Origin of the sequence: Azorhizophilus paspali, from assembly GCF_043587585.2 — a bacterium.
Lineage (GTDB): Bacteria > Pseudomonadota > Gammaproteobacteria > Pseudomonadales > Pseudomonadaceae > Azotobacter > Azotobacter paspali.
This window is the reverse complement of sequence record NZ_CP171449.1, coordinates 2,132,555-2,155,598: the sequence shown is the minus strand read 5'-3', so window position 1 is coordinate 2,155,598 and position 23,044 is coordinate 2,132,555. Positions and strand designations below refer to the sequence as shown.

The 23,044-nt window shown below is 64.2% G+C and carries 2 protein-coding genes; both read left to right on the top strand.

Annotated features, from left to right (window positions below):
• Complete coding sequence (locus ACGI6K_RS10450) at positions 1 to 14,301, top strand: non-ribosomal peptide synthase/polyketide synthase (RefSeq protein WP_394543881.1); 14,301 nt, start codon at positions 1 to 3, stop codon at positions 14,299 to 14,301.
• 11 nt (positions 14,302 to 14,312) lie between these two features.
• Positions 14,313 to 22,958, top strand: a complete 8,646-nt coding sequence (locus tag ACGI6K_RS10445; protein ID WP_394543879.1) for an amino acid adenylation domain-containing protein — start codon at positions 14,313 to 14,315, stop codon at positions 22,956 to 22,958.
• The last annotated feature ends 86 nt before the right edge of the window (positions 22,959 to 23,044 follow it).

Here is a 23,044-nt window from a genome sequence, read left to right as displayed (position 1 = left end):
ATGGACAGGACAACAGCGGAACGAATCGCCAAGCGCTTCATCAGTCTGCCTCTGGAGCAGCGTCGCCAGATTCTCGACAAGATGATCGAAACCGGTCAGAGTTTCAGGCTCCTGCCCATCGTGTCCATCCGGCATGAGATCGGACGCCTTCCCCTCTCCTATGCCCAGCAGCGCCTGCTTTTTCTCTGGCAACTGGAACCGGACAATTCCTTCTACAACGTCCCCATGGCTGTCCGTCTGCACGGCCGATTGGATGAGCAGGCCCTGCACCGTGCCTTGACGCTTCTGGTTCAGCGACACGAGAGCCTGCGTACTCGCTTCGTCTCGGCGGATGGCGAGTTCCATCAGGAGATCCTTGAGGATTCGTCGGTCGCGCTGGAGATCGTTTCCGTTGCAGGGCAGGACGAGACCTCGTTGAAGGCCCGCATCCGGGACGAATTCGCCCAGCCCTTCGATCTGCTCAATGGTCCCATGTTACGGGTCAAGTTACTTCGCCTGAGCGATACCGACCAGGTACTGACCTTGTGTCTGCACCATATCGTTTCCGATGGCTGGTCGGGCGAATTGATGGTGAAAGAGTTCGTGCAGCTTTACGAGGGGTTGCTGGAAGAGCGCACTGTCGAGTTACCAGAACTGCCGATCCAGTATGCGGATTATGCGATCTGGCAACGGGCCTGGCTGGAGGCTGGGGAGGGAGAGCGGCAACTGGCCTACTGGAAGGCGCAACTGGGTGAGGAGCAACCGGTACTGGAGCTACCCTTGGATCGTGAGCGGCCGGCCAGCCCCAGTTATCGTGGCGCGCTCGTCCAGGTCGAGATCCCCAAAGGGCTGGCCCTGGAGTTGCGAATACTGGCCCGCAAGGGGGGCCACACGCTGTTCATGCTGGTTCTGGCGGCAGTAGCCGTGGTGCTGTCACGCTACAGCGGTCAGTCGGACATCCGTATCGGTGCGCCCAACGCCGGTCGTAACCGCAAGGAGCTGGAAGGGCTGATCGGCTTTTTCATCAATACCCAGGTATTGCGCGTCCAGGTAGATGAGCGCGCCACCTTCGCCGAAATGATCGATCAGGTGAAAGACGTGGTAGCCGGCGCCCAGTCGCACCAGGACCTGCCGTTCGAGCAACTGGTAGATGCCCTGGTGCCGGAACGGAACCTGAGCCACAACCCCCTGTTCCAGTTCAAGCTCAATCAGAATGTCGCCGGCGAAGACAGGAAGCGCAAGCAACTGGGCGGATTGGAGGTGGAGGACTTTCCATTCGACGATGGAAGCGCACATTTCGACCTTGCTCTCGACTTCACCGACACACCGACAGGAATCGATGCGTCTTTCACCTATGCGACGGACCTGTTCGACTCCGCCACTATCGAACGCATGGCAGCCTCCTTGCGCAGGACTCTGGAAGCCCTGGTCCGGGTGCCGCATGCCCGGCTACTGGACTGCCCCGAAAGTACCGCTCTATCTCAGGAGCAAGACAGCCGGGTCTTCCCGCACGCCGATATGCTCTCGCTCTGGCAGCACGGCCGGCAACTCGGCGGGGAAGGGGCCGCATTGCACTGTGGCGAGCAGACCCTCGGCTATATGGATCTGGAGCGCGCCTCCAATCGCCTGGCGCGCCACCTCCAGGCTCTGGGAGTAGCTAGTGGAACTACCGTGGCGCTCTGCCAGGAGCGTTCCGCCGACTGGGTGACCGCAGTACTGGCGGTGCTCAAGGCCGGCGCTCTGTATCTGCCGCTGGACAGCCAGCAGCCGGCCGACCGTCTGCAACAATTACTGGACGACAGCAGGGCCGCCCTGCTGATCCATGATCGCCATGATGGACGTTTCACCGATCTCCCGCGCCTGGATATTCTTGCCTACGACCCCACCCTCTGGAGCGCATACAGCGACGAGCCGCTGTCGACGTGCATCGTCCCCGAACAACCGGCCTATGTCATCTATACCTCTGGCTCCACTGGCCAGCCCAAGGGGGTGGTAATCAGCCACCGGGCCCTGGCTAACTATGTGCAGGCTGCGCTCGAGCGGTTGCAACTACCCCTTGGGGCCAGCATGGCCATGGTTTCCACCGTTGCCGCCGACCTGGGCCATACGATGTTGTTCGGCGCCCTGGCGTCAGGCAGGCCGCTTCATCTGCTGCCCCAGGAGCTCGCCTTCGATCCCGACGGTTTCGCCGCTTACATGGCTACGCATCGGGTTGGCGTACTCAAATTGGTGCCGAGCCATCTTCAAGGCCTGTTGCAGGCCGCCAGGCCTGCGGATGTACTGCCCGAGCAGGCCCTGATCCTGGGTGGCGAGGCCTGCCCATGGGCTCTGGTCGAGCGGGTCGAGCAGCTCAAGCCCACCTGTCGGATCATCAACCACTATGGCCCGACCGAAACCACGGTGGGCATCCTCACCCATGAGGCAAGGCAACGGTCAGAGGGTAGCCGCAGCGTTCCGGTCGGTCGGCCACTGGCCAACGGCCGAGCCGAGATCCTGGATGCCTATCTCAACCCCGTTCCCTTGCATATTTCCGGCGAACTCTACCTGGGTGGGCAAGGCTTGGCGCAGGGTTACCTGGGCTGGCCGGCCCTGACTGCGGAACGTTTCGTGCCTGCGGAGCAGGGTGAACGACGTTATCGAACCGGCGATCGGGCACGCCAGGGAAGCGATGGCCTGGTCGAATTCGTCGGCCGTGCCGACGATCAGGTGAAGATTCGTGGCTACCGGGTCGAGCCGGGCGAGATAGCACAAATCCTGCAGAACCTTGAGGGTGTGAAGGAGGCCGTGGTTCAGGCCATGCCACTGGAAAGCGACGCCTCCCGGCTGCAACTGGTGGCTTATTGCGTGGCGGAGGCGGGCGTAACGGTGTCCTTGCTGCAACAGGGGCTGCAGGCGCGTCTGCCGGATTACATGGTCCCCGCCCATATCCTTTTGCTGGAGCGCCTACCGCTGACGGCCAACGGCAAGCTGGACAGGCGCGCCCTGCCCAAGCCCGGAATTGTGGCCCAAGGGTACGTAGCGCCGGTGGGCGAGATCGAGGAAAAGTTGGCAGCGATCTGGGCCGAGGTGCTCAAGCTGGAGCGGGTTGGCAGCCATGACAATTTCTTCGAGCTGGGCGGCGACTCGATTCTCAGCCTGCAGATCATCGCCCGTGCCAAACGCCAGGGCATCAAGCTGACGCCCAAGCAACTGTTCGAGAAGCAGACCATCGGTCAACTGGCACAGGTGGCCAAGCAGGTCGAAGACAAGAAGCAGGCCGCTACCGAGTCGGCAGAAAGAGTCGCCGGGCAGATGCCGTTGTTGCCGATCCAGTCGCGCTTCTTCGAACTGGATATTCCGCAACGCCATCATTGGAACCAGTCGGTGCTGCTCAGGCCGAACGAGCCGCTCGATCCGGAGTGCCTGAAAGCAGCCTTGAAGGTTCTGGTCGAACACCACGATGCGCTACGCCTGCGTTTCACCGGACATGATGGGAAATGGAGTGCCCGACTCCAGGATAGGGAAGAAGCGGAACTGCTGTGGCAGAAGGACCTGCTGGATATCAGCGAACTGGAAGCATCGGGCAACGAAGCGCAGGCCAGTCTGAGCTTGGATCAAGGCCCCCTGCTGCGAGCGGTGCTGGTGAACCTGCCCGATAACCGACAGCGACTGTTGTTGGTCATCCATCACTTGGTGGTGGATGGCGTGTCCTGGCGAGTTCTGCTGGAAGACCTGCAAACCACTTATCGGCAAGCCGTTCAGGGTCAGCCGTTGCGACTGCCGACCAGGACCAGTTCGCTAAAACACTGGGCCGAACGGTTACACACCTATGCGTCGAGCGAGGCTCTGCAGGCCGAGCAGGAATATTGGCTGCGAAGCCTGGGCGAGGCGGCGCAGGAATTGCCACGGGACAATCCCGATGGCGACGAAAGCGGGCGCCAATCCCGCTCGGCCAGCACCCGTCTCGATGCGGAGCTGACGCAGAAACTGCTGAGACTGGCCCCGGCCGCCTACTGTACCCAGGTCAACGACCTGCTGCTGGCAGCCCTGGCACGAGTGCTCTGCCAGTGGAGCGGACAGGACTCCATACTGATCCAGTTGGAGGGGCACGGCCGTGAAGACCTGTTCGATGACATCGACCTTACCCGGACGGTGGGCTGGTTCACCAGTTTGTTCCCGGTCCGACTGACGCCCCGTGACGATTGGGGCTCGTCGATCAAGGGCATCAAGGAACAACTGCGATCGGTGCCGAACAAAGGCATCGGCTATGGAATCCTGCGCTATCTGGGGAGCGCAGATATCCGGCAAAGATTGAGCCTGTTACCCGAAGCGCGGGTAACTTTCAATTACCTGGGCCAGTTCGATGGCAGCTTCGCTCAGGATGAGGGGGCCCTGTTCGAACCTGCCAGCGAAAGCGCCGGACAAGCCCGCAGCGAAGAAGCGCCGTTGGGTAACTGGTTGTCCATCAATGGTCAAGTCTACGATGGCGAACTGCGTCTGGAATGGACCTTCAGCCAGGATGTCTATCGGCCGGATGGCATCGAACGATTGGCTCGCGCCTACGAACAGGCCTTGGCGGACATCATCGTGCACTGTGCGGATGAGAACAATCGCGGCGTAACCCCCTCGGACGTTCCGCTGGCCGGCTTGAGCCAGGAGCAACTGGATGCGCTGCCAGTACCCGCAGGGGAAATCGAGGATATCTACCCGCTGTCGCCGATGCAGCAGGGCATGCTGTTCCACAGCCTGCTGGAGCACGAGGCCGGCCACTACATCAACCAGATGCGGGTGGATGTGCAAGGGCTGGACGTCGCACGCTTCAGGGCCGCCTGGCAGGCGGTGGTCGACCGGCACGAGGTACTCAGGGCCAGCTTCGTCGAGGTGGACGGACGCCCGCTGCAGGTGATCCGCAGACGGATGTCGATGCCTTGTGTCGAACTGGACTGGCGCGGCCAGCCGCAACTGCAGGACAGCCTGGATACCTGGGCGCAGGCGGACCGGCAACGGGGCTTCGACCTGGAGCGCGAGCCGCTGCTGCGGCTGGCGGTGATCCGCACCGGGGAGAACCGCCACCACCTGATCTACACCAACCACCACATCCTGCTGGACGGCTGGAGCGGCTCGCAACTGCAGGGCGAGGTGCTGCAGGCCTATACGGGCAAACCCATCGGGCACCCGGGCCTGCGCTACCGCGACTACATCGCCTGGCTGGGCCGGCAGGACCGGGCCGCCAGCGAAGCCTTCTGGCGGGAGCAGCTCGGTTCCCTGGAAGAGCCGACCCGGCTGGCGGATTCGATCAGGCGGGCCGATGGCCGGGCGGGAGAAGGATATGGGGAGCATGTCCAGCTCCTCGACAGCCAGCAGACTCGTCATCTCAGTGAGTTCGCCCGGGCCCAGCGGGTGACGGTCAATACCCTGGTGCAGGCGGCCTGGCTGCTGCTGCTGCAGCGCTACGGCGGGCAGGCGACGGTGTGCTTCGGCGCCACCGTAGCGGGACGTCCGGCCGAGCTGCAGGGCGTGGAAGGGCAACTGGGCCTGTTCATCAACACCCTGCCGGTGATCGCCAGCCCCCGGGCGGAACAGCGCGTGGGCGAATGGCTCGACCAGGTCCAGGCGCAGAACCTGGGCCTGCGCGAACACGAGCACACGCCGCTGTACGAGATCCAGCGCTGGGCCGGGCTGGGCGGCGAGGCGCTGTTCGACAGCCTGCTGGTGTTCGAGAACTACCCGATCGCCGAGGCGCTGCAGCAGGGCGCGCCCGAGGGCCTGGCGTTCGACCGGGTGACCACCCAGGAACAGACCAACTACCCGCTGACCCTGGCCATCGGCCTGGGCGAGACACTGACGGTGCGCTACGGCTACGACCGCGGGCATTTCGACGCGGCGGGCATCGAGCGGATCGCCGGGCATTTCGCCCGGCTGCTGCAAGGCCTGGCCAGCGATGCCCAAGCCGCCATCGGCGAACTGCCGTTGCTGGCCCCGGAGGAATACCGGCGGATCGTCCACGATTGGAACCGGAGCGAGGCCCGCTACCCGAGCGAGCGCGGCGTGCACCAGTTGATCGAGGAGCAGGTGGGGAGGACCCCGGAGGCGGTGGCCCTGGTGTTTGGCGAACAGGAAATGAGCTACGGGGAGCTGAACGGGAGAGCCAACCGCCTGGCGCACCGGTTGGTCGAACTGGGCGTGGGTCCGGACGTGCCGGTGGGCATCGCGGTGGAGCGGGGCGTCGAGATGGTGGTGGGCTTGCTGGCGATCCTCAAGGCCGGTGGAGCCTATGTGCCGCTGGACCCGGAGTATCCGGAGGAGCGGCTGGCGTACATGATCGGGGACAGCGGCGTCGGCTTGCTACTGACCCAGCGGCACCTGCAGGACCGACTGCCGCCAGCCGACGGGGTGCAGAGCCTATTCCTGGAGCCGGGCGACGACTGGCTGGAGGACTATCCGCAAGAAAACCCGGTCAACCGGACAGCGCCGCAGAACCTGGCCTACGTGATCTACACCTCCGGCTCCACCGGCAGACCAAAGGGCGCGGCGGTGCGAATCGGCAGCTTCGTCAACCTGCTGCACTGGTACCGGGCCGCCTGCGAACTGACCGCGGACGACCGGGTGCTGCTGCTCAGCTCCTACAGCTTCGACCTGACCCAGAAGAACCTGTACGGCGTGCTGTGCGTGGGAGGGCAACTACACATCGCCCCGGCGGGCTACGACCCGGACAGCCATCGCCGGCAGATCGGAAAGCACCGGCTGAGCGTGCTCAACTGCGCCCCGGGTGCCTTCTACCCCCTGTTGCAGGGCGATCGCGCCGAACTGGCCAGCCTGAAACACGTCCTCCTGGGGGGCGAGGCCATCCAGCCAGGAGAACTGGCGGAGTGGCTGGAGTCGCCCCAGGCGGCGAACGTCTCGATCCACAACACCTACGGTCCGACCGAATGCACGGACGTGGTGATCGCCCGGGCGACGCCGGGAAGCGCGGTGCCGGGGCTGAGCGCCCTGCCGATCGGGCGGCCGCTGCCCGGGGTCAGCGCCTATGTCCTCGACGGCTCGGCCGGGCCGGTCGCCCTCGGGCAGACGGGAGAACTGCATATCGGCGGGGACTGTGTGGGCGAGGGCTATTGGCATCGTCCGGGCCTGACCGCCGAACGCTTCGTCCCCGATCCGTTCGACGACAGCGAGCAGGGCGGCGGGCGCCTGTACCGCACCGGCGACCTGGCCCGCTACCGGACCGACGGGGTGATCGAGTACCTGGGCCGGATCGACCACCAGGTGAAGATCCGCGGCTTGCGCATCGAGCTGGGCGAGATCGAGGCCCGGCTGCAGCAGCACGGAGCCGTGCGCGAAGCGGTGGTAATCGACATCGACGGGCCGGGCGGCAAGCAACTGGCCGCCTACCTAGTGCCCGACGCCCTGGCGATGCTAGACGGCGACGAACGCCAAACCGGCCTGCGCAGCGAACTGAAAGCGCATCTCAAAATCGGCCTGCCGGACTACATGGTGCCGGCGCACTTGGTGTTCCTCGAACGGCTGCCGCTGACCCCCAACGGCAAGCTGGACCGCAAGGCGCTGCCGCGGCCGGACGCCAGCCTGCTGCAGCGGACCTACGTGGCCCCGGCAAGCGAACTGGAACAGCGGATCGCGGCGATCTGGGCCGAGGTGCTCAAGGTCGAGCGGGTAGGGCTCACCGACAACTTCTTCGAGCTGGGCGGCCACTCCCTGCTGGCCACTCAGGTGATTTCCCGGGTACGCCAGAGCCTGGACATCGAGCTGCCCCTGCGCACCCTATTCGAAGCGCAGGACCTGGCCGGTTTCGCCGGGCGAGTCGGCCAGGGCCAGGCCAGCCGGGCGCCCGCCCTCGAAAAGGCCGACCGCGATCAGCCCCTGGTCGCCTCCTACGCCCAGCAGCGGCAATGGTTCCTCTGGCAACTGGAGCCTGGGAGCGCCGCCTATCACATCCCGGCAGCGCTACGCCTGAAGGGCGCCCTGGACATCGAGGCCCTGCGGCACAGCTTCGAGGCCCTGATCCGACGCCACGAGTCCCTGCGCACCACCTTCCGCCAGGACGGCGAGCGGACGCTCCAGGTCATCCACCCCAACGGCAGCCTCTGGTTCGAGCAGGAGCCGCTGCCGGCGGATGCCGCCACCGGCCTGGACGAGCGGATCCGGGTTCAGGTGGAAGCCGAGGTCCAACGCCTGTTTGACCTGGAGCGGGGCCCGCTGCTGCGGGTGAAGCTGCTGCGCCTGGGCGAGGACGATCATGTTCTGATCCTGACCCTGCACCACATCGTCTCGGACGGCTGGTCCACCCCGATCATGGTGGACGAACTGGTCCGCCTCTATGAGGGCTACAGCCAGGGACACGAAGTGACGTTGCCGGAGCTGCCAATCCAGTACGCCGACTACGCCCTCTGGCAGCGCCAGTGGATGGAGGCCGGCGAACGGGACCGGCAACTGGCCTACTGGACCGCGCAACTGGGCGGCGAACAGCCGGTGCTGGAGTTACCCGGCGACCGGCCGCGCCCGGCCGTGCAGACCTATGCCGGAACCCGGCTGGCCGTCGAACTCGACGGCGAACTGGCCCGCTCCCTGCGGGAACTGGCCCGGCGGGAGGGCGTGACCCTGTTCATGCTGCTGCTGGCCAGCTTCCAGAGCCTGCTGCACCGCTACAGCGGGCAGGACGACATCCGGGTGGGCGTGCCGATCGCCAACCGCACCCGGGCGGAAACGGAAGGGCTGATCGGCTTCTTCGTCAACACCCAGGTGCTGAAGGCCGAATTCGAGCTGCACACCACCTTCGTCGAGCTGCTGCGCCAGGTGAAACGGACCGCCCTGGAGGCCCAGGCGCACCAGGACCTGCCGTTCGAGCAACTGGTCGAGGCCCTGCAGCCGGAGCGCAGCCTGAGCCACAGCCCGTTGTTCCAGGTGATGTACAACCACCAGACGGCGGTGCAGGGCGAGGCGCGAAGCCTGCCGGGGCTCACTGTGGAAGGGCTGGCATGGGAGAACCGTACCACCCAGTTCGATCTGACGCTGGACAGCTACGAAAGCGCGGACAGCCTGGGCGCCTCGCTGACCTATGCCACCGACCTGTTCGACGAACGGACTATCGAACGGCTTGCCCGGCACTGGTTGAACCTGCTGACCGGCATCGTCCGCCAGCCGGAACGGCGCATCGGCGAACTGCCGCTGCTGACCCCAGAGGAATACCACCAGATCGTCCACGACTGGAACCGGACCGAGGCCCGCTACCCGAGTGAGCGCGGCGTACACCAGTTGATCGAGGAGCAGGTGGCGAGGACCCCGGAGGCGGTGGCCCTGGTGTTCGGCGAGCAGGAAATGAGCTACAGGGAACTGAACCGCAGGGCCAACCGCCTGGCATACCGGCTGATCGAACTGGGCGTGGGCCCGGATGTGCTAGTGGGTATCGCAGTGGAGCGGGGCGTCGAGATGGTGGTGGGCCTGCTAGCAATCCTCAAGGCTGGTGGAGCCTATGTGCCGCTGGACCCGGAGTACCCGCGGGAGCGGCTGGCCTACATGATCGGGGACAGTGGTATCGGTTTGCTGCTGACCCAGGAACACCTGACAGACCAGCTACCAGCGGCAAGTGTGAATATCTGGCGCCTGGACAGCGATTGGAGTGAGCTGAACGAATTTCCCGCATCCAACCCGGATCTTCCGCTTCATCCAGAGCATCTGGCGTATTGCATCTACACCTCGGGCTCGACCGGCAGACCCAAGGGGGTTGCCGTTCGTCACCAGGCACTGACCAACTTTATGGCCAGCATGGCCTCGCAGCCGGGGCTGGATGCCAACGACAGGATGTTGGCCCTGACCTCGCTGTCCTTCGACATTGCCGCTTTGGAGCTCTACCTGCCCCTGCTGGTCGGGGGAACCGTGGTGTTGCTGTTCAACCATCAGAACAGGGATGCCCAGGCCTTGCTGGAAGTCATCGACCGGCAGTCGGTCAGTGTCGTCCAGGCCACGCCTTCGACCTGGCGAATGCTGCTGGATGCGGCATCGCCCGGAGCTTTGCGGAACTGTAAGTTGCTGAGCGGCGGCGAGGCGTTGTCGCCGGACTTGACGGAGCGGCTGCTCCGTCAGGCCGGCCATGTCTGGAATTTGTATGGTCCGACCGAGACGACCATCTGGTCGGGGCTGTACCACATCGATGCGGAAAATCCGTCTCCATGGCTGGGCAGGCCGATTGCCAACACCACCTTGCATATTTTGGAAAAAAGCTTTGCTCCAGTGCCGGAAAGGGTTGCGGGTGAGCTATTGATAGGTGGCGATGGACTCGCCAGGGGGTATCTGCATCGCCCCGGCCTGACCGCCGAACGCTTCGTCCCCGCCCCGTTCGACGACAGCGCGCAGGGCGGCGGGCGCCTGTACCGCACCGGCGACCTGGCCCGCTACCGGGCCGACGGGGTGATCGAGTACCTGGGCCGTATCGACCACCAGGTGAAGATCCGCGGCTTCCGCATCGAGCTGGGCGAGATCGAGGCCCGGCTGCAGCAGCACGGAGCCGTGCGCGAAGCGGTGGTAATCGACATCGACGGGCCGGGCGGCAAGCAACTGGCCGCCTACCTAGTGCCCGACGCCCCGGCGATGCTGGACGGCGACGAACGCCAAACCGGCCTGCGCGGCGAACTGAAGGAGTACCTCAGGGCAATGCTGCCGGACTACATGGTGCCGGCGCACTTGGTGTTCCTCGAACGCCTGCCGCTGACCCCCAACGGCAAGCTGGACCGCAAGGCGCTGCCGCGTCCGGACGCCAGCCTGCTGCAGCGGACCTACGTGGCCCCGGCGAGCGAACTGGAACAGCGGATCGCGGCGATCTGGGCCGAGGTGCTCAAGGTCGAGCGGGTAGGGCTCACCGACAACTTCTTCGAGCTGGGCGGCCACTCCCTGCTGGCCACTCAGGTGATTTCCCGGGTACGCCAGAGCCTGGACATCGAGCTGCCCCTGCGCGCCCTGTTCGAAGCGCAGGACCTGGCCGGTTTCGCCGAGCGGGTCGGCCAGGGCCAGGCCAGCCTGGCGCCCGCCCTCGAAAAGGCTGACCGCGACCAGCCCCTGGTCGCCTCCTACGCCCAGCAACGCCAGTGGTTCCTCTGGCAACTGGAGCCCGGGAGCGCCGCCTATCACATCCCGGCGGCGCTACGCCTGAAGGGCGCCCTGGACATCGAGGCCCTGCGGCACAGCTTCGAGGCCCTGATCCGGCGCCACGAGTCCCTGCGCACCACTTTCCGCCAGGACGGCGAGCGGACGCTCCAGGTCATCCACCCCAACGGCAGCCTCTGGTTCGAGCAGGAGCCGCTGCCGGCGGATGCCGCCACCGGCCTGGACGAGCGGCTCCGGGTTCAGGTGGAAGCCGAGGTCCAACGCCTGTTTGACCTGGAGCGGGGCCCGCTGCTGCGGGTGAAGCTGCTGCGCCTGGGCGAGGACGATCATGTTCTGATCCTGACCCTGCACCACATCGTCTCGGACGGCTGGTCCACCCCGATCATGGTGGACGAACTGGTCCGCCTCTATGAGGGCTACAGCCAGGGACACGAAGTGACGTTGCCGGAGCTGCCAATCCAGTACGCCGACTACGCCCTCTGGCAGCGCCAGTGGATGGAGGCCGGCGAACAGGACCGGCAACTGGCCTACTGGACCGCGCAACTGGGCGGCGAACAGCCGGTGCTGGAGTTACCCGGCGACCGGCCGCGCCCGGCCGTGCAGACCTATGCCGGAACCCGGCTGGCCGTCGAACTCGACGGCGAACTGGCCCGCTCCCTGCGGGAACTGGCCCGGCGGGAGGGGGTGACCCTGTTCATGCTGTTGCTGGCCAGCTTCCAGAGCCTGCTGCACCGCTACAGCGGGCAGGACGACATCCGGGTGGGCGTGCCGATCGCCAACCGCACCCGGGCGGAAACGGAAGGGCTGATCGGCTTCTTCGTCAACACCCAGGTGCTGAAGGCCGAATTCGAGCTGCACACCACCTTCGTCGAGCTGCTGCGCCAGGTGAAACGGACCGCCCTGGAGGCCCAGGCGCACCAGGACCTGCCGTTCGAGCAACTGGTCGAGGCCCTGCAGCCGGAGCGCAGCCTGAGCCACAGCCCGTTGTTCCAGGTGATGTACAACCACCAGACGGCGGTGCAGGGCGAGGCGCGAAGCCTGCCGGGGCTCACTGTGGAAAGGCTGGCATGGGAGAACCGTACCACCCAGTTCGATCTGACGCTGGACAGCTACGAAAGCGCGGACAGCCTGGGCGCCTCGCTGACCTATGCCACCGACCTGTTCGACGAACGGACTATCGAACGGCTTGCCCGGCACTGGTTGAACCTGCTGACCGGCATCGTCCGCCAGCCGGAACGGCGCATCGGCGAACTGCCGCTGCTGACCCCAGAGGAATACCACCAGATCGTCCACGACTGGAACCGGACCGAGGCCCGCTACCCGAGCGAGCGCGGCGTACACCAGTTGATCGAGGAGCAGGTGGCGAGGACCCCGGAGGCGGTGGCCCTGGTGTTCGGCGAGCAGGAAATGAGCTACAGGGAACTGAACCGCAGGGCCAACCGCCTGGCATACCGGCTGATCGAACTGGGCGTGGGCCCGGATGTGCTAGTGGGTATCGCAGTGGAGCGGGGCGTCGAGATGGTGGTGGGCCTGCTAGCAATCCTCAAGGCTGGTGGAGCCTATGTGCCGCTGGACCCGGAATACCCGCGGGAACGGCTGGCCTACATGATCGGGGACAGTGGTATCGGCTTGCTACTGACCCAGCGGCACCTGCAGGACCGGCTGCCGCCGGCCGAGGGGGTGCAGAGCCTGTTCCTGGAGCCGGGCGACGACTGGCTGGAGGACTATCCGCAGGAAAACCCGGCCAACCGGACGGCGCCGCAGAACCTGGTCTACATGATCTACACCTCGGGCTCCACCGGGCAGCCCAAGGGGGTCGCCATTGGTCATGAGGCTTTGAGCGCTCACTGCCATGTTGCCATTGATTACTTCCGTCTTCGGCCTGAAGATCGTGTATTACTGTTCTCTACCTTGAACTTTGATGGTTTCGTCGAGCAACTTTTCCCTGCCTTATGCAAAGGTGCTGGAGTTGTCATTCGAGGAAACGAAGTCTGGGACAGTGCAACTTTCCGCTGCGAAGTGCTACGTTCCGGCATTACCGTTGCGGACTTGAGCACGGCCTACTGGTACCTGTTAATTCAAGATTTTTCCCAGCAACGGCCTCAAGACTACGGCCTTCTGCGCCAAGTCAGTGTTACCGGGGAAGCGATGCCTTCCGAAGGTATTGCTTTCTGGAAGAGGGCTGGGCTCGAGCATGTCCGTCTGCTCAATACCTATGGCCCGACGGAAACGACTATCACGGCTAGTTATCTGGACTGTGGTTCTTATGTGGCGGGTGAGTCGGCGAAACCTGCGCTGATGCCAATCGGTCGGCCTCTGGGTGAGCGAACGATGTACATCTTGGACAAGATATTTTGTCCCGTAATCCAAAGTGGAGTCGGCGAACTCTTCATCGGCGGCAGGCTGCTGGCCCATGGTTACCACAACCGTCCCAGCCTGACCGCCGAACGCTTCGTCCCCGACCCATTCGATACCAGCGAACAGGGCGGCGGGCGTCTGTACCGCACCGGCGACCTGGCCCGTTACCGGGCCGACGGGGTGATCGAGTACCAAGGCCGTATCGACCACCAGGTGAAGATCCGCGGTTTCCGTATCGAACTGGGCGAGATCGAGGCCCGGCTGCAGCAGCACGGAGCCGTGCGCGAGGCAGTGGTGATCGACATTGAGGGAGCGGGCGGCAAGCAACTGGCCGCCTACCTGGTGCCCAACGACTTGGCGCCTCTGGAAGACGCCGAAGGTCAGGGCGCACTACGCGGCAAACTGAAGGCGCACCTCGGGGCAGCAATGCCGGACTACATGGTGCCGGCTCACCTGGTGTTCCTCACGCGGCTGCCGCTGACCCCCAATGGCAAGCTGGACCGCAAGGCGCTGCCGCGTCCGGACGCCAGCCTGCTACAGCAGCAATACGTCGAACCGCAGGCCGAACTGGAACGGCAGGTCGCGGCGATCTGGGCGGAAGTGCTCGGCGTCGAGCGGGTAGGGCTCACTGACAACTTCTTCGAGCTGGGCGGCCACTCCCTGCTAGCTACCCAGGTGATTGCCCGTATCCGCGAGCAGCTTGGTATCGATATGGCTCTGAAGGAGTTGTTCGAATTGCCCATTTTGGCCGACTTCAGCCAAGGTGCTCAGGAAAAATTCAGTCAGATCGAACCACTTCAAGGGGAGTTGGCTAAATCTCTGGAGACCCTCAAACGTCTTACAGCGGAGGAAATTGATGAGCTGATTTCTTAGGAGATATCCCGGTGCAAGAGCTGCTCGACTCCGTAAAGTCATTGTCCCCCAAGGAACGCAAGGCACTGGCGGCCTTGCTCAAGCGACAAGGTGTGAATCTCTACGGAGTCACTCCCATCTTCAAGAGGGAGCCTGGAGAGCAGCCCATTCTTTCCTACTCCCAGCAACGCCAATGGTTCCTCTGGCAATTGGAACCCGAAAGCGCCGCCTACCACATCCCGGCGGCGCTACGCCTGAAAGGCGCCCTGGACATCGAGGCCCTACGGCGCAGCTTCGAGGCCCTGATCCGGCGCCACGAGTCCCTGCGCACCACCTTCCGCCAGGACGGCGAGCGAACGCTCCAGGTCATCCACCCCAACGGCAGCCTCTGGTTCGAGCAGGAGCCGCTGCCGGCGGATGCCGCCACCGGCCTGGACGAGCGGCTCCGGGTTCAGGTGGAAGCCGAGGTCCAACGCCTGTTTGACCTGGAGCGGGGCCCGCTGCTGCGGGTGAAGCTGCTGCGCCTGGAGGAGGACGACCACGTGCTCGTGCTGACCCTGCACCACATCGTCTCGGATGGCTGGTCCAGCCCGCTCATGGTGGATGAGCTGGTCCGCCTGTACGAGGGCTACAGCCAGGGACACGAAGTGACGTTGCCGGAGTTGCCGGTCCAGTACGCCGACTACGCCCTCTGGCAGCGCCAGTGGATGGAGGCCGGCGAACGGGACCGGCAACTGGCCTACTGGACCGCGCAACTGGGCGGCGAACAGCCGGTGCTGGAGTTACCCGGCGACCGGCCGCGCCCGGCCGTGCAGACCTATGCCGGAGCCCAGCTGGCCGTCGAACTCGACGGCGAACTGGCCCGCTCCCTGCGGGAGCTGGCCCGGCGGGAGGGCGTGACCCTGTTCATGCTGTTGCTGGCCAGCTTCCAGAGCCTGCTGCACCGCTACAGCGGGCAGGACGACATCCGGGTGGGCGTGCCGATCGCCAACCGCACCCGGGCGGAAACGGAAGGGCTGATCGGCTTCTTCGTCAACACCCAGGTGCTGAAGGCCGAATTCGAGCTGCACACCACCTTCGTCGAGCTGCTGCGCCAGGTGAAACGGACCGCCCTGGAGGCCCAAGCGAACCAGGACTTGCCGTTCGAGCAACTGGTGGAGGCCCTGCAGCCGGAGCGTAGCCTGAGCCACAGCCCGTTGTTCCAGGTGATGTACAACCACCAAACGGCGGCGAAGGGCGAGGCGCGGACCCTGCCCGGACTCAGCGTGGAAGGGCTGGCATGGGAGAGCCATGTCACCCATTTCGATCTGACCCTGAATACTTCCGAGTCCGAAACGGGCCTCTGGGCCTCGTTGACCTATGCCACCGACCTGTTCGACGAAACGACTATCGAACGCATGGTCGGGCACTGGCTCAACCTGTTGCACGGTATCGTGGAACAGCCACAACGACGGATCGGCGAGCTTCCCCTGCTGAGCGAGGCGGAACATCGATTCATCCTGGATCGATGGGACCAGACTCAGGCCGATTATCCAGCTACCCAGTGCGTACATTTGTTGATCGAGGATAGGGCTGGAAAAACACCGGAAGCACTGGCGGTGACTTGCGACGAGCAGCGACTCACTTATCGGCAACTCGACGCCCAGGCCAACCGCCTAGCGCACCGGCTGATCGAACTGGGTGTAAAGCCTGAAACCAGAGTGGCAGTCGCCATGCACCGCTCGCCCGAAATCATGGTGGCGTTCCTGGCCGTGCTGAAGGCTGGAGGTGCCTATGTGCCGCTGGACCTGAAGTATCCGTCGGACCGTCTGCTGTACATGATGAAAGACAGTGCTGCTGCCTTGGTGCTGACCCAAGGCGGCTTGCTGGACCAGTTGCCGCTCCCCGATGGTCTGTCGGCCCTGGCCGTGAATCGGATCGATGACTTGCAGGGGTATCCCGACTCGGCACCGCAAGTAGCATTGTCGGCGGAGAACTTAGCCTATGTAATCTACACATCGGGTTCTACTGGGCAGCCTAAGGGTGTGGCTGTCGCCCACGGTCCTCTAGCCATGCACTGCCTGGCTACCGGCGAGTGGTATGAGATGACGGAAGCCGATTGCGAACTGCATTTCCTGTCGTTCGCTTTCGACGGTGCTCACGAGCGCTGGTTGACGACCTTGATACAGGGGGGACGTCTACTCCTGCGGGGAGATGAGCTGTGGTCCGTTGAACAGACCTACGAAGCGATTCGCAGCCATGGCGTGACCATGGCCGGGTTCCCCTCCGCCTATATTCAGCAGCTGGCCGAATATGGCAAGCAGGTGGGAAATCCTCCGCCTGTCCGGTTGTACAGTTATGGCGGCGACGTCATGCCCAAGGCGGGTTTCGAACTGATCCAGCATGCCTTGAAGCCCAGTCTGACGATCAACGGCTATGGTCCGACCGAAACCGTCGTGACCCCGCTCGTATGGAAAGCCAGGGCAGGCGATAGCTGCGGAACCACCTATGCGCCGATTGGCCAATGTGTGGGCAGACGATCGGCTTATGTGCTGGCCGATGATATGGCCATGAAGCCGCTGAACGTGCTTGGTGAATTGTTCATTGGCGGAGAGGGGCTCGCCCGGAGTTACCTGAATCGCCCAGCCTTAACCGCCGAACGCTTCGTCCCCGATCCATTCGACGACAGCGAGCAGGGCGGCGGGCGCCTGTACCGCACCGGCGACCTGGCCCGCTACCGGGCCGACGGGGTGATCGAGTACCAGGGCCGTATCGACCACCAGGTGAAGATCCGCGGCTTCCGTATCGAGCTGGGCGAGATCGAGGCCCGGCTGCAGCAGCATGAAGCAGTGCGCGAGGCGGTGGTGATCGACATCGACGGGGCGGGCGGCAAGCAACTGGCCGCCTACCTGGTGCCCGATGACCCGGCGATGCTGGAGGGCGACGAACGCCAAACCGGCCTGCGCGGCGAACTGAAAGCACACCTCGGAGCAGCACTGCCGGACTACATGGTGCCGGCGCACCTGCTGTTCCTCGAACGGCTGCCGCTGACCCCCAACGGCAAGCTGGACCGCAAGGCGCTGCCCCGGCCGGACGCCAGCCTGCTGCAACAGGCCTACATGGCCCCGGCGAGCGAACTGGAACAACGGATCGCGGCGATCTGGGCCGAGGTGCTCAAGGTCGAGCGGGTGGGCCTGACCGACAACTTCTTCGAGCTGGGCGGCGACTCGATCATTTCCCTGCAGGTGGTCAGCCGGGCCCGGCAAGCCGGTATCCGCTTCACGCCCAAGGACCTGTTCCAGCACCAGACGGTGCAGGGACTGGCTACGGTGGCCCGTCTAGGTGACGAAAGCGGTGTGCGTATCGACCAGGGCCCGCTCAGCGGAGAAACCGCGCTGCTGCCGATCCAGCGGTACTTCTTCGAAGAGGCCATCCCCGAGCGGCACCACTGGAACCAGTCGCTGCTGCTCAGGCCGGGCAGGCCCTTGGACGGTGCCCTGCTCGAACAGGCCGTGCAGGCCCTGATCGACCATCACGATGCCCTGCGTCTGGCGTTCGTCGAAGACCCGGCGGGCCACTGGAGCGCCCGCTACCGCCCAGCCAGCGGACAGCAGTCCGTGCTCTGGCAGGCCGAACTGTGCTCCGCGGAGGAGCTGGAACAGCTGGGCAACGAAGCCCAGCGCAGCCTGAACCTGCAAGAAGGCCCCTTGTTGCGGGGAGTACTGGCCGAACTCGCTGACGGCAGCCAACGCCTGTTGCTGGCGATCCATCACCTGGTGGTGGACGGCGTGTCCTGGCGGATCCTGCTGGAAGACTTGCAGACGGCCTATAGGCAACTGGAGCAGGGACAGCCAGTCAGCCTGCCAAGCAAGACCAGCTCGACCAAGGCCTGGGTGGAGCACCTGCAAGGCTATGCGATCAGCGAAGCCGGGCAACGGGAACTGGCCCACTGGCGGGAGCAACTCGAAGGTGTCGCCGGCGAACTGCCCTGCGACAACCCTGCCGGTGGCCTGCAGAACAAATATGCAGCGCATGCAACTACCCACCTGGACCGTGACTGGACACGCTGCCTGCTGCAGGAGGCGCCGGCCGCCTACCGCACCCAGGTCAACGACCTGCTGCTGACCGCCCTGGCCCGGGTGATCTGCCGCTGGACGAGCCAAGCCGCCGCCCTGGTGCAACTGGAAGGCCATGGGCGCGAGGACCTGTTCGACGATATCGACCTGACCCGCACGGTGGGCTGGTTCACCAGTGCGTATCCGGTGAAGCTGTGTCCGGCCGAAACGCTGGACGGCTCGATCAAGGCGATCAAGGAGCAGTTGCGGGCCATCCCGAACAAGGGCATCGGCTTCGGTATCCTGCGTTACCTGGGCGACGAGCCGACCCGGCAACGCCTGGCCGGACTGCCGGTACCGCGCGTCACCTTCAACTACCTGGGCCAATTCGACGGCAGCTTCGATCGAAACGAAGAAAATACCCTGCTGGTCCCCGCGGGCGAAAGCGCCGGCGCCGAGCAAAGCCCGGACGCCCCGCTGGGTAACTGGCTGTCGATCAACGGCCAGGTTTATGGGGGCGAACTGAGGCTGACCTGGACCTTCAGCCGGGAACGCTTCGCCGAGGCGACGATCCAGCGCCTGGCCGACGCCTACGCCCGGGAACTCGAGGCGCTGATCGAACACTGCGGGCAAGCGGAACACCGCGGCGTGACGCCCTCGGACGTCCCGCTGGCCGGCTTGAGCCAGGAGCAACTGGATGCGCTGCCAGTACCCGCAGGGGAAATCAAGGATATCTACCCGCTGTCGCCGATGCAGCAGGGCATGCTGTTCCACAGCCTGCTGGAGCACGAGGCCGGCCACTACATCAACCAGATGCGGGTGGATGTGCAAGGGCTGGACGTCGCACGCTTCAGGGCCGCCTGGCAGGCGGTGGTCGACCGGCACGAGGTGCTCAGGGCCAGCTTCGTCGAGGTGGACGGACGCCCGCTGCAGGTGATCCGCAGACGGATGTCGATGCCCTGTGTCGAACTGGACTGGCGTGGCCAGCCGCAACTGCAGGACAGCCTGGATACCTGGGCGCAGGCGGACCGGCAACGGGGCTTCGACCTGGAGCGCGAGCCGCTGCTGCGGCTGGCGGTGATCCGCACCGGGGAGAACCGCCACCACCTGATCTACACCAACCACCACATCCTGCTGGACGGCTGGAGCGGCTCGCAACTGCAGGGCGAGGTGCTGCAGGCCTATACGGGCAAACCCATCGGGCACCCGGGCCTGCGCTACCGCGACTACATCGCCTGGCTGGGCCGGCAGGACCGGGCCGCCAGCGAAGCCTTCTGGCGGGAGCAGCTCGGTTCCCTGGAAGAGCCGACCCGGCTGGCGGATTCGATCAGGCGGGCCGATGGCCGGGCGGGAGAAGGATATGGGGAGCATGTCCAGCTCCTCGACAGCCAGCAGACTCGTCATCTCAGTGAGTTCGCCCGGGCCCAGCGGGTGACGGTCAACACCCTGGTGCAGGCGGCCTGGCTGCTGTTGCTGCAGCGCTACAGCGGGCAGACGACGGTGTGCTTCGGCGCCACCGTGGCGGGACGTCCGGCCGAGCTGCAGGGCGTGGAAGGGCAACTGGGCCTGTTCATCAACACCCTGCCGGTGATCGCCAGCCCCCGGGCGGAACAGCGCGTGGACGAATGGCTCGGTCAGGTCCAGGCGCAGAACCTGGGCCTGCGCGAACACGAACACACGCCGCTGTACGAGATCCAGCGCTGGGCCGGGCTGGGCGGCGAGGCGCTGTTCGACAGCCTGCTGGTGTTCGAGAACTACCCGATCGCCGAGGCGTTGCAGCAGGGCGCGCCCGAGGGCTTGGTATTCGAGCGGGTAACCACCCAGGAACAGACCAACTACCCGCTGACCCTGGGCATCGGTCTGGGCGAGACATTGACAGTGCACTACAGCTACGACCGCGGGCATTTCGACGCGGCGGGCATCGAACGGATCGCCGGGCATTTCGCCCGGCTGCTGCAAGGCCTGGCCAGCGATGCCCAAGCCGCCATCGGCGAACTGCCGTTGCTGGCCCCGGAGGAATACCGGCGGATCGTCCACGATTGGAGCCGGAGCGAGGCCCGCTACCCGAGCGAGCGCGGCGTGCACCAGTTGATCGAGGAGCAGGTGGGGAGGACCCCGGAGGCGGTGGCCCTGGTGTTTGGCGAACAGGAAATGAGCTACGGGGAGCTGAACGGGAGAGCCAACCGCCTGGCGCACCGGTTGGTCGAACTGGGCGTGGGTCCGGACGTGCCGGTGGGCATCGCGGTGGAGCGGGGCGTCGAGATGGTGGTGGGCTTGCTGGCGATCCTCAAGGCCGGTGGAGCCTATGTGCCGCTGGACCCGGAGTATCCGGAGGAGCGGCTGGCGTACATGATCGGGGACAGCGGCGTCGGCTTGCTACTGACCCAGCGGCACCTGCAGGACCGACTGCCGCCAGCCGACGGGGTGCAGAGCCTATTCCTGGAGCCGGGCGACGACTGGCTGGAGGACTATCCGCAGGAAAACCCGGTCAACCGGACAGCGCCGCAGAACCTGGCCTACGTGATCTACACCTCCGGCTCCACCGGCAGACCGAAGGGCGCGGCGGTGCGAATCGGCAGCTTCGTCAACCTGTTGCACTGGTACCGGGCCGCCTGCGAACTGACCGCGGACGACCGGGTGCTGCTGCTCAGCTCCTACAGCTTCGACCTGACCCAGAAGAACCTGTACGGCGTGCTGTGCGTGGGAGGGCAACTGCACATCGCCCCGGCGGGCTACGACCCGGACAGCCATCGCCGGCAGATCGGAAAGCACCGGCTGAGCGTGCTCAACTGCGCCCCGGGTGCCTTCTACCCCCTGTTGCAGGGCGATCGCGCCGAACTGGCCAGCCTGAAACACGTCCTCCTGGGGGGCGAGGCCATCCAGCCAGGAGAACTGGCGGAGTGGCTGGAGTCGCCCCAGGCGGCGAACGTCTCGATCCACAACACCTACGGTCCGACCGAATGCACGGACGTGGTGATCGCCCGGGCGACGCCGGGAAGCGCGGTGCCGGGGCTGAGCGCCCTGCCGATCGGGCGGCCGCTGCCCGGGGTCAGCGCCTATGTCCTCGACGGCTCGGCCGGGCCGGTCGCCCTCGGGCAGGCGGGGGAACTGCATATCGGCGGGGACTGTGTGGGCGAGGGCTACTGGCATCGTCCGGGCCTGACCGCCGAACGCTTCGTCCCCGACCCGTTCGACGACAGCGCGCAGGGCGGCGGGCGCCTGTACCGCACCGGCGACCTGGCCCGCTACCGGACCGACGGGGTGATCGAGTACCTGGGCCGGATCGACCACCAGGTGAAGATCCGCGGCTTCCGCATCGAGCTGGGCGAGATCGAGGCCCGGCTCCAGCAGCACGGAGCCGTGCGCGAGTCGGTGGTGATCGACGTCGACGGGCCGAACGGCAAGCAACTGGCCGCCTACCTGGTGCCCGATGAACCGGCGATGCTGGACGGCGACGAACGCCAAACCGGCCTGCGCGGCGAACTGAAGGCGCACCTCGGGGCGGCGCTGCCGGACTACATGGTGCCGGCGCACTTGGTGTTCCTCGAACGGCTGCCGCTGACCCCCAACGGCAAGCTGGATCGCAAGGCGCTGCCGCGGCCGGACGCCAGCCTGCTGCAGCGGACCTACGTGGCCCCAGCGAGCGAACTGGAACAGCGGATCGCGGCGATCTGGGCCGAGGTGCTCAAGGTCGAGCGGGTGGGCCTGACCGACAACTTCTTCGAGCTAGGTGGCGACTCTATCATCGCTGTTCAGTTAGTGTCTAAATTGAAAGCGTTGAAAGACTACAGCTTCGATTCAACCCTGCAAGATCTGATGAAGAAGCCAACTATTTCAGACATGCTTAACAATAACAGTAATCGCTTATTGGTGTTGAATAAAAAAACATATAATACTCCTCCTTTGTTTTGTGTTCACGGTGGATTTGGAACTGTTTTTGATTATAAATCATTAGCTCAACGATTAAATGGTCGTCGTACTGTGATAGGTATCCAATCACGTATGCTGCTTGACTCGGGCTGGATAGATAAAACACCGAACTCAATGGTCGAAAATTATACCTCGCTTATTCGAGAGCAACAAAAGGAAGGCCCATACTATCTATTAGGCTGGTCTTTAGGGGGGGCCTTGAGTATTCTGATAGCTCAAGAGTTAGAGCGTCAAGGGCAGCAGGTTAGTTTTTTAGGACTGGTAGACAGCTTTGTGACAGCCAGAAATAAAAGCAAGAGTCGAGGCTGGCAAGAAGAGCTTTATGACTTTATAAAAACTGTCGTCACGAACAGTGCCAGCAATGCCAACAATCACAACTTACTAGATGACTTGCCTGAAACCCCGCAAAACGTCCTTCAGACAATACAGTTTTTGATAGGTCACCATAAAATTCATCTTGGATTAAATATAAAAGAGCTGGCCGATGCATTTCGCGTACATAGACAAATGAGCTTGCTGATGCAAGGCTTTGGGGCGCTTCCCAAGATAACTACTACCCCTCACTGTTGGTGGATTAAAGGCCGGGAATTTGAAAGTCAGCAACTATATAGGATGATTCAAAAAAAACCCAAGCTGGAGTTTTTTTTGAAAACTAATCACTATCAAATTCTGCAGGAATCAAGCTTTATTTCATCTCTGTGTGATCTGCTATAGCGAGGCTGATCTTATAAGTGGTATGAGGATAACCTGTTCCACGGTTTCAGTAGTACTCTGAACTTGGTAGAATTAATTGCTTCAAA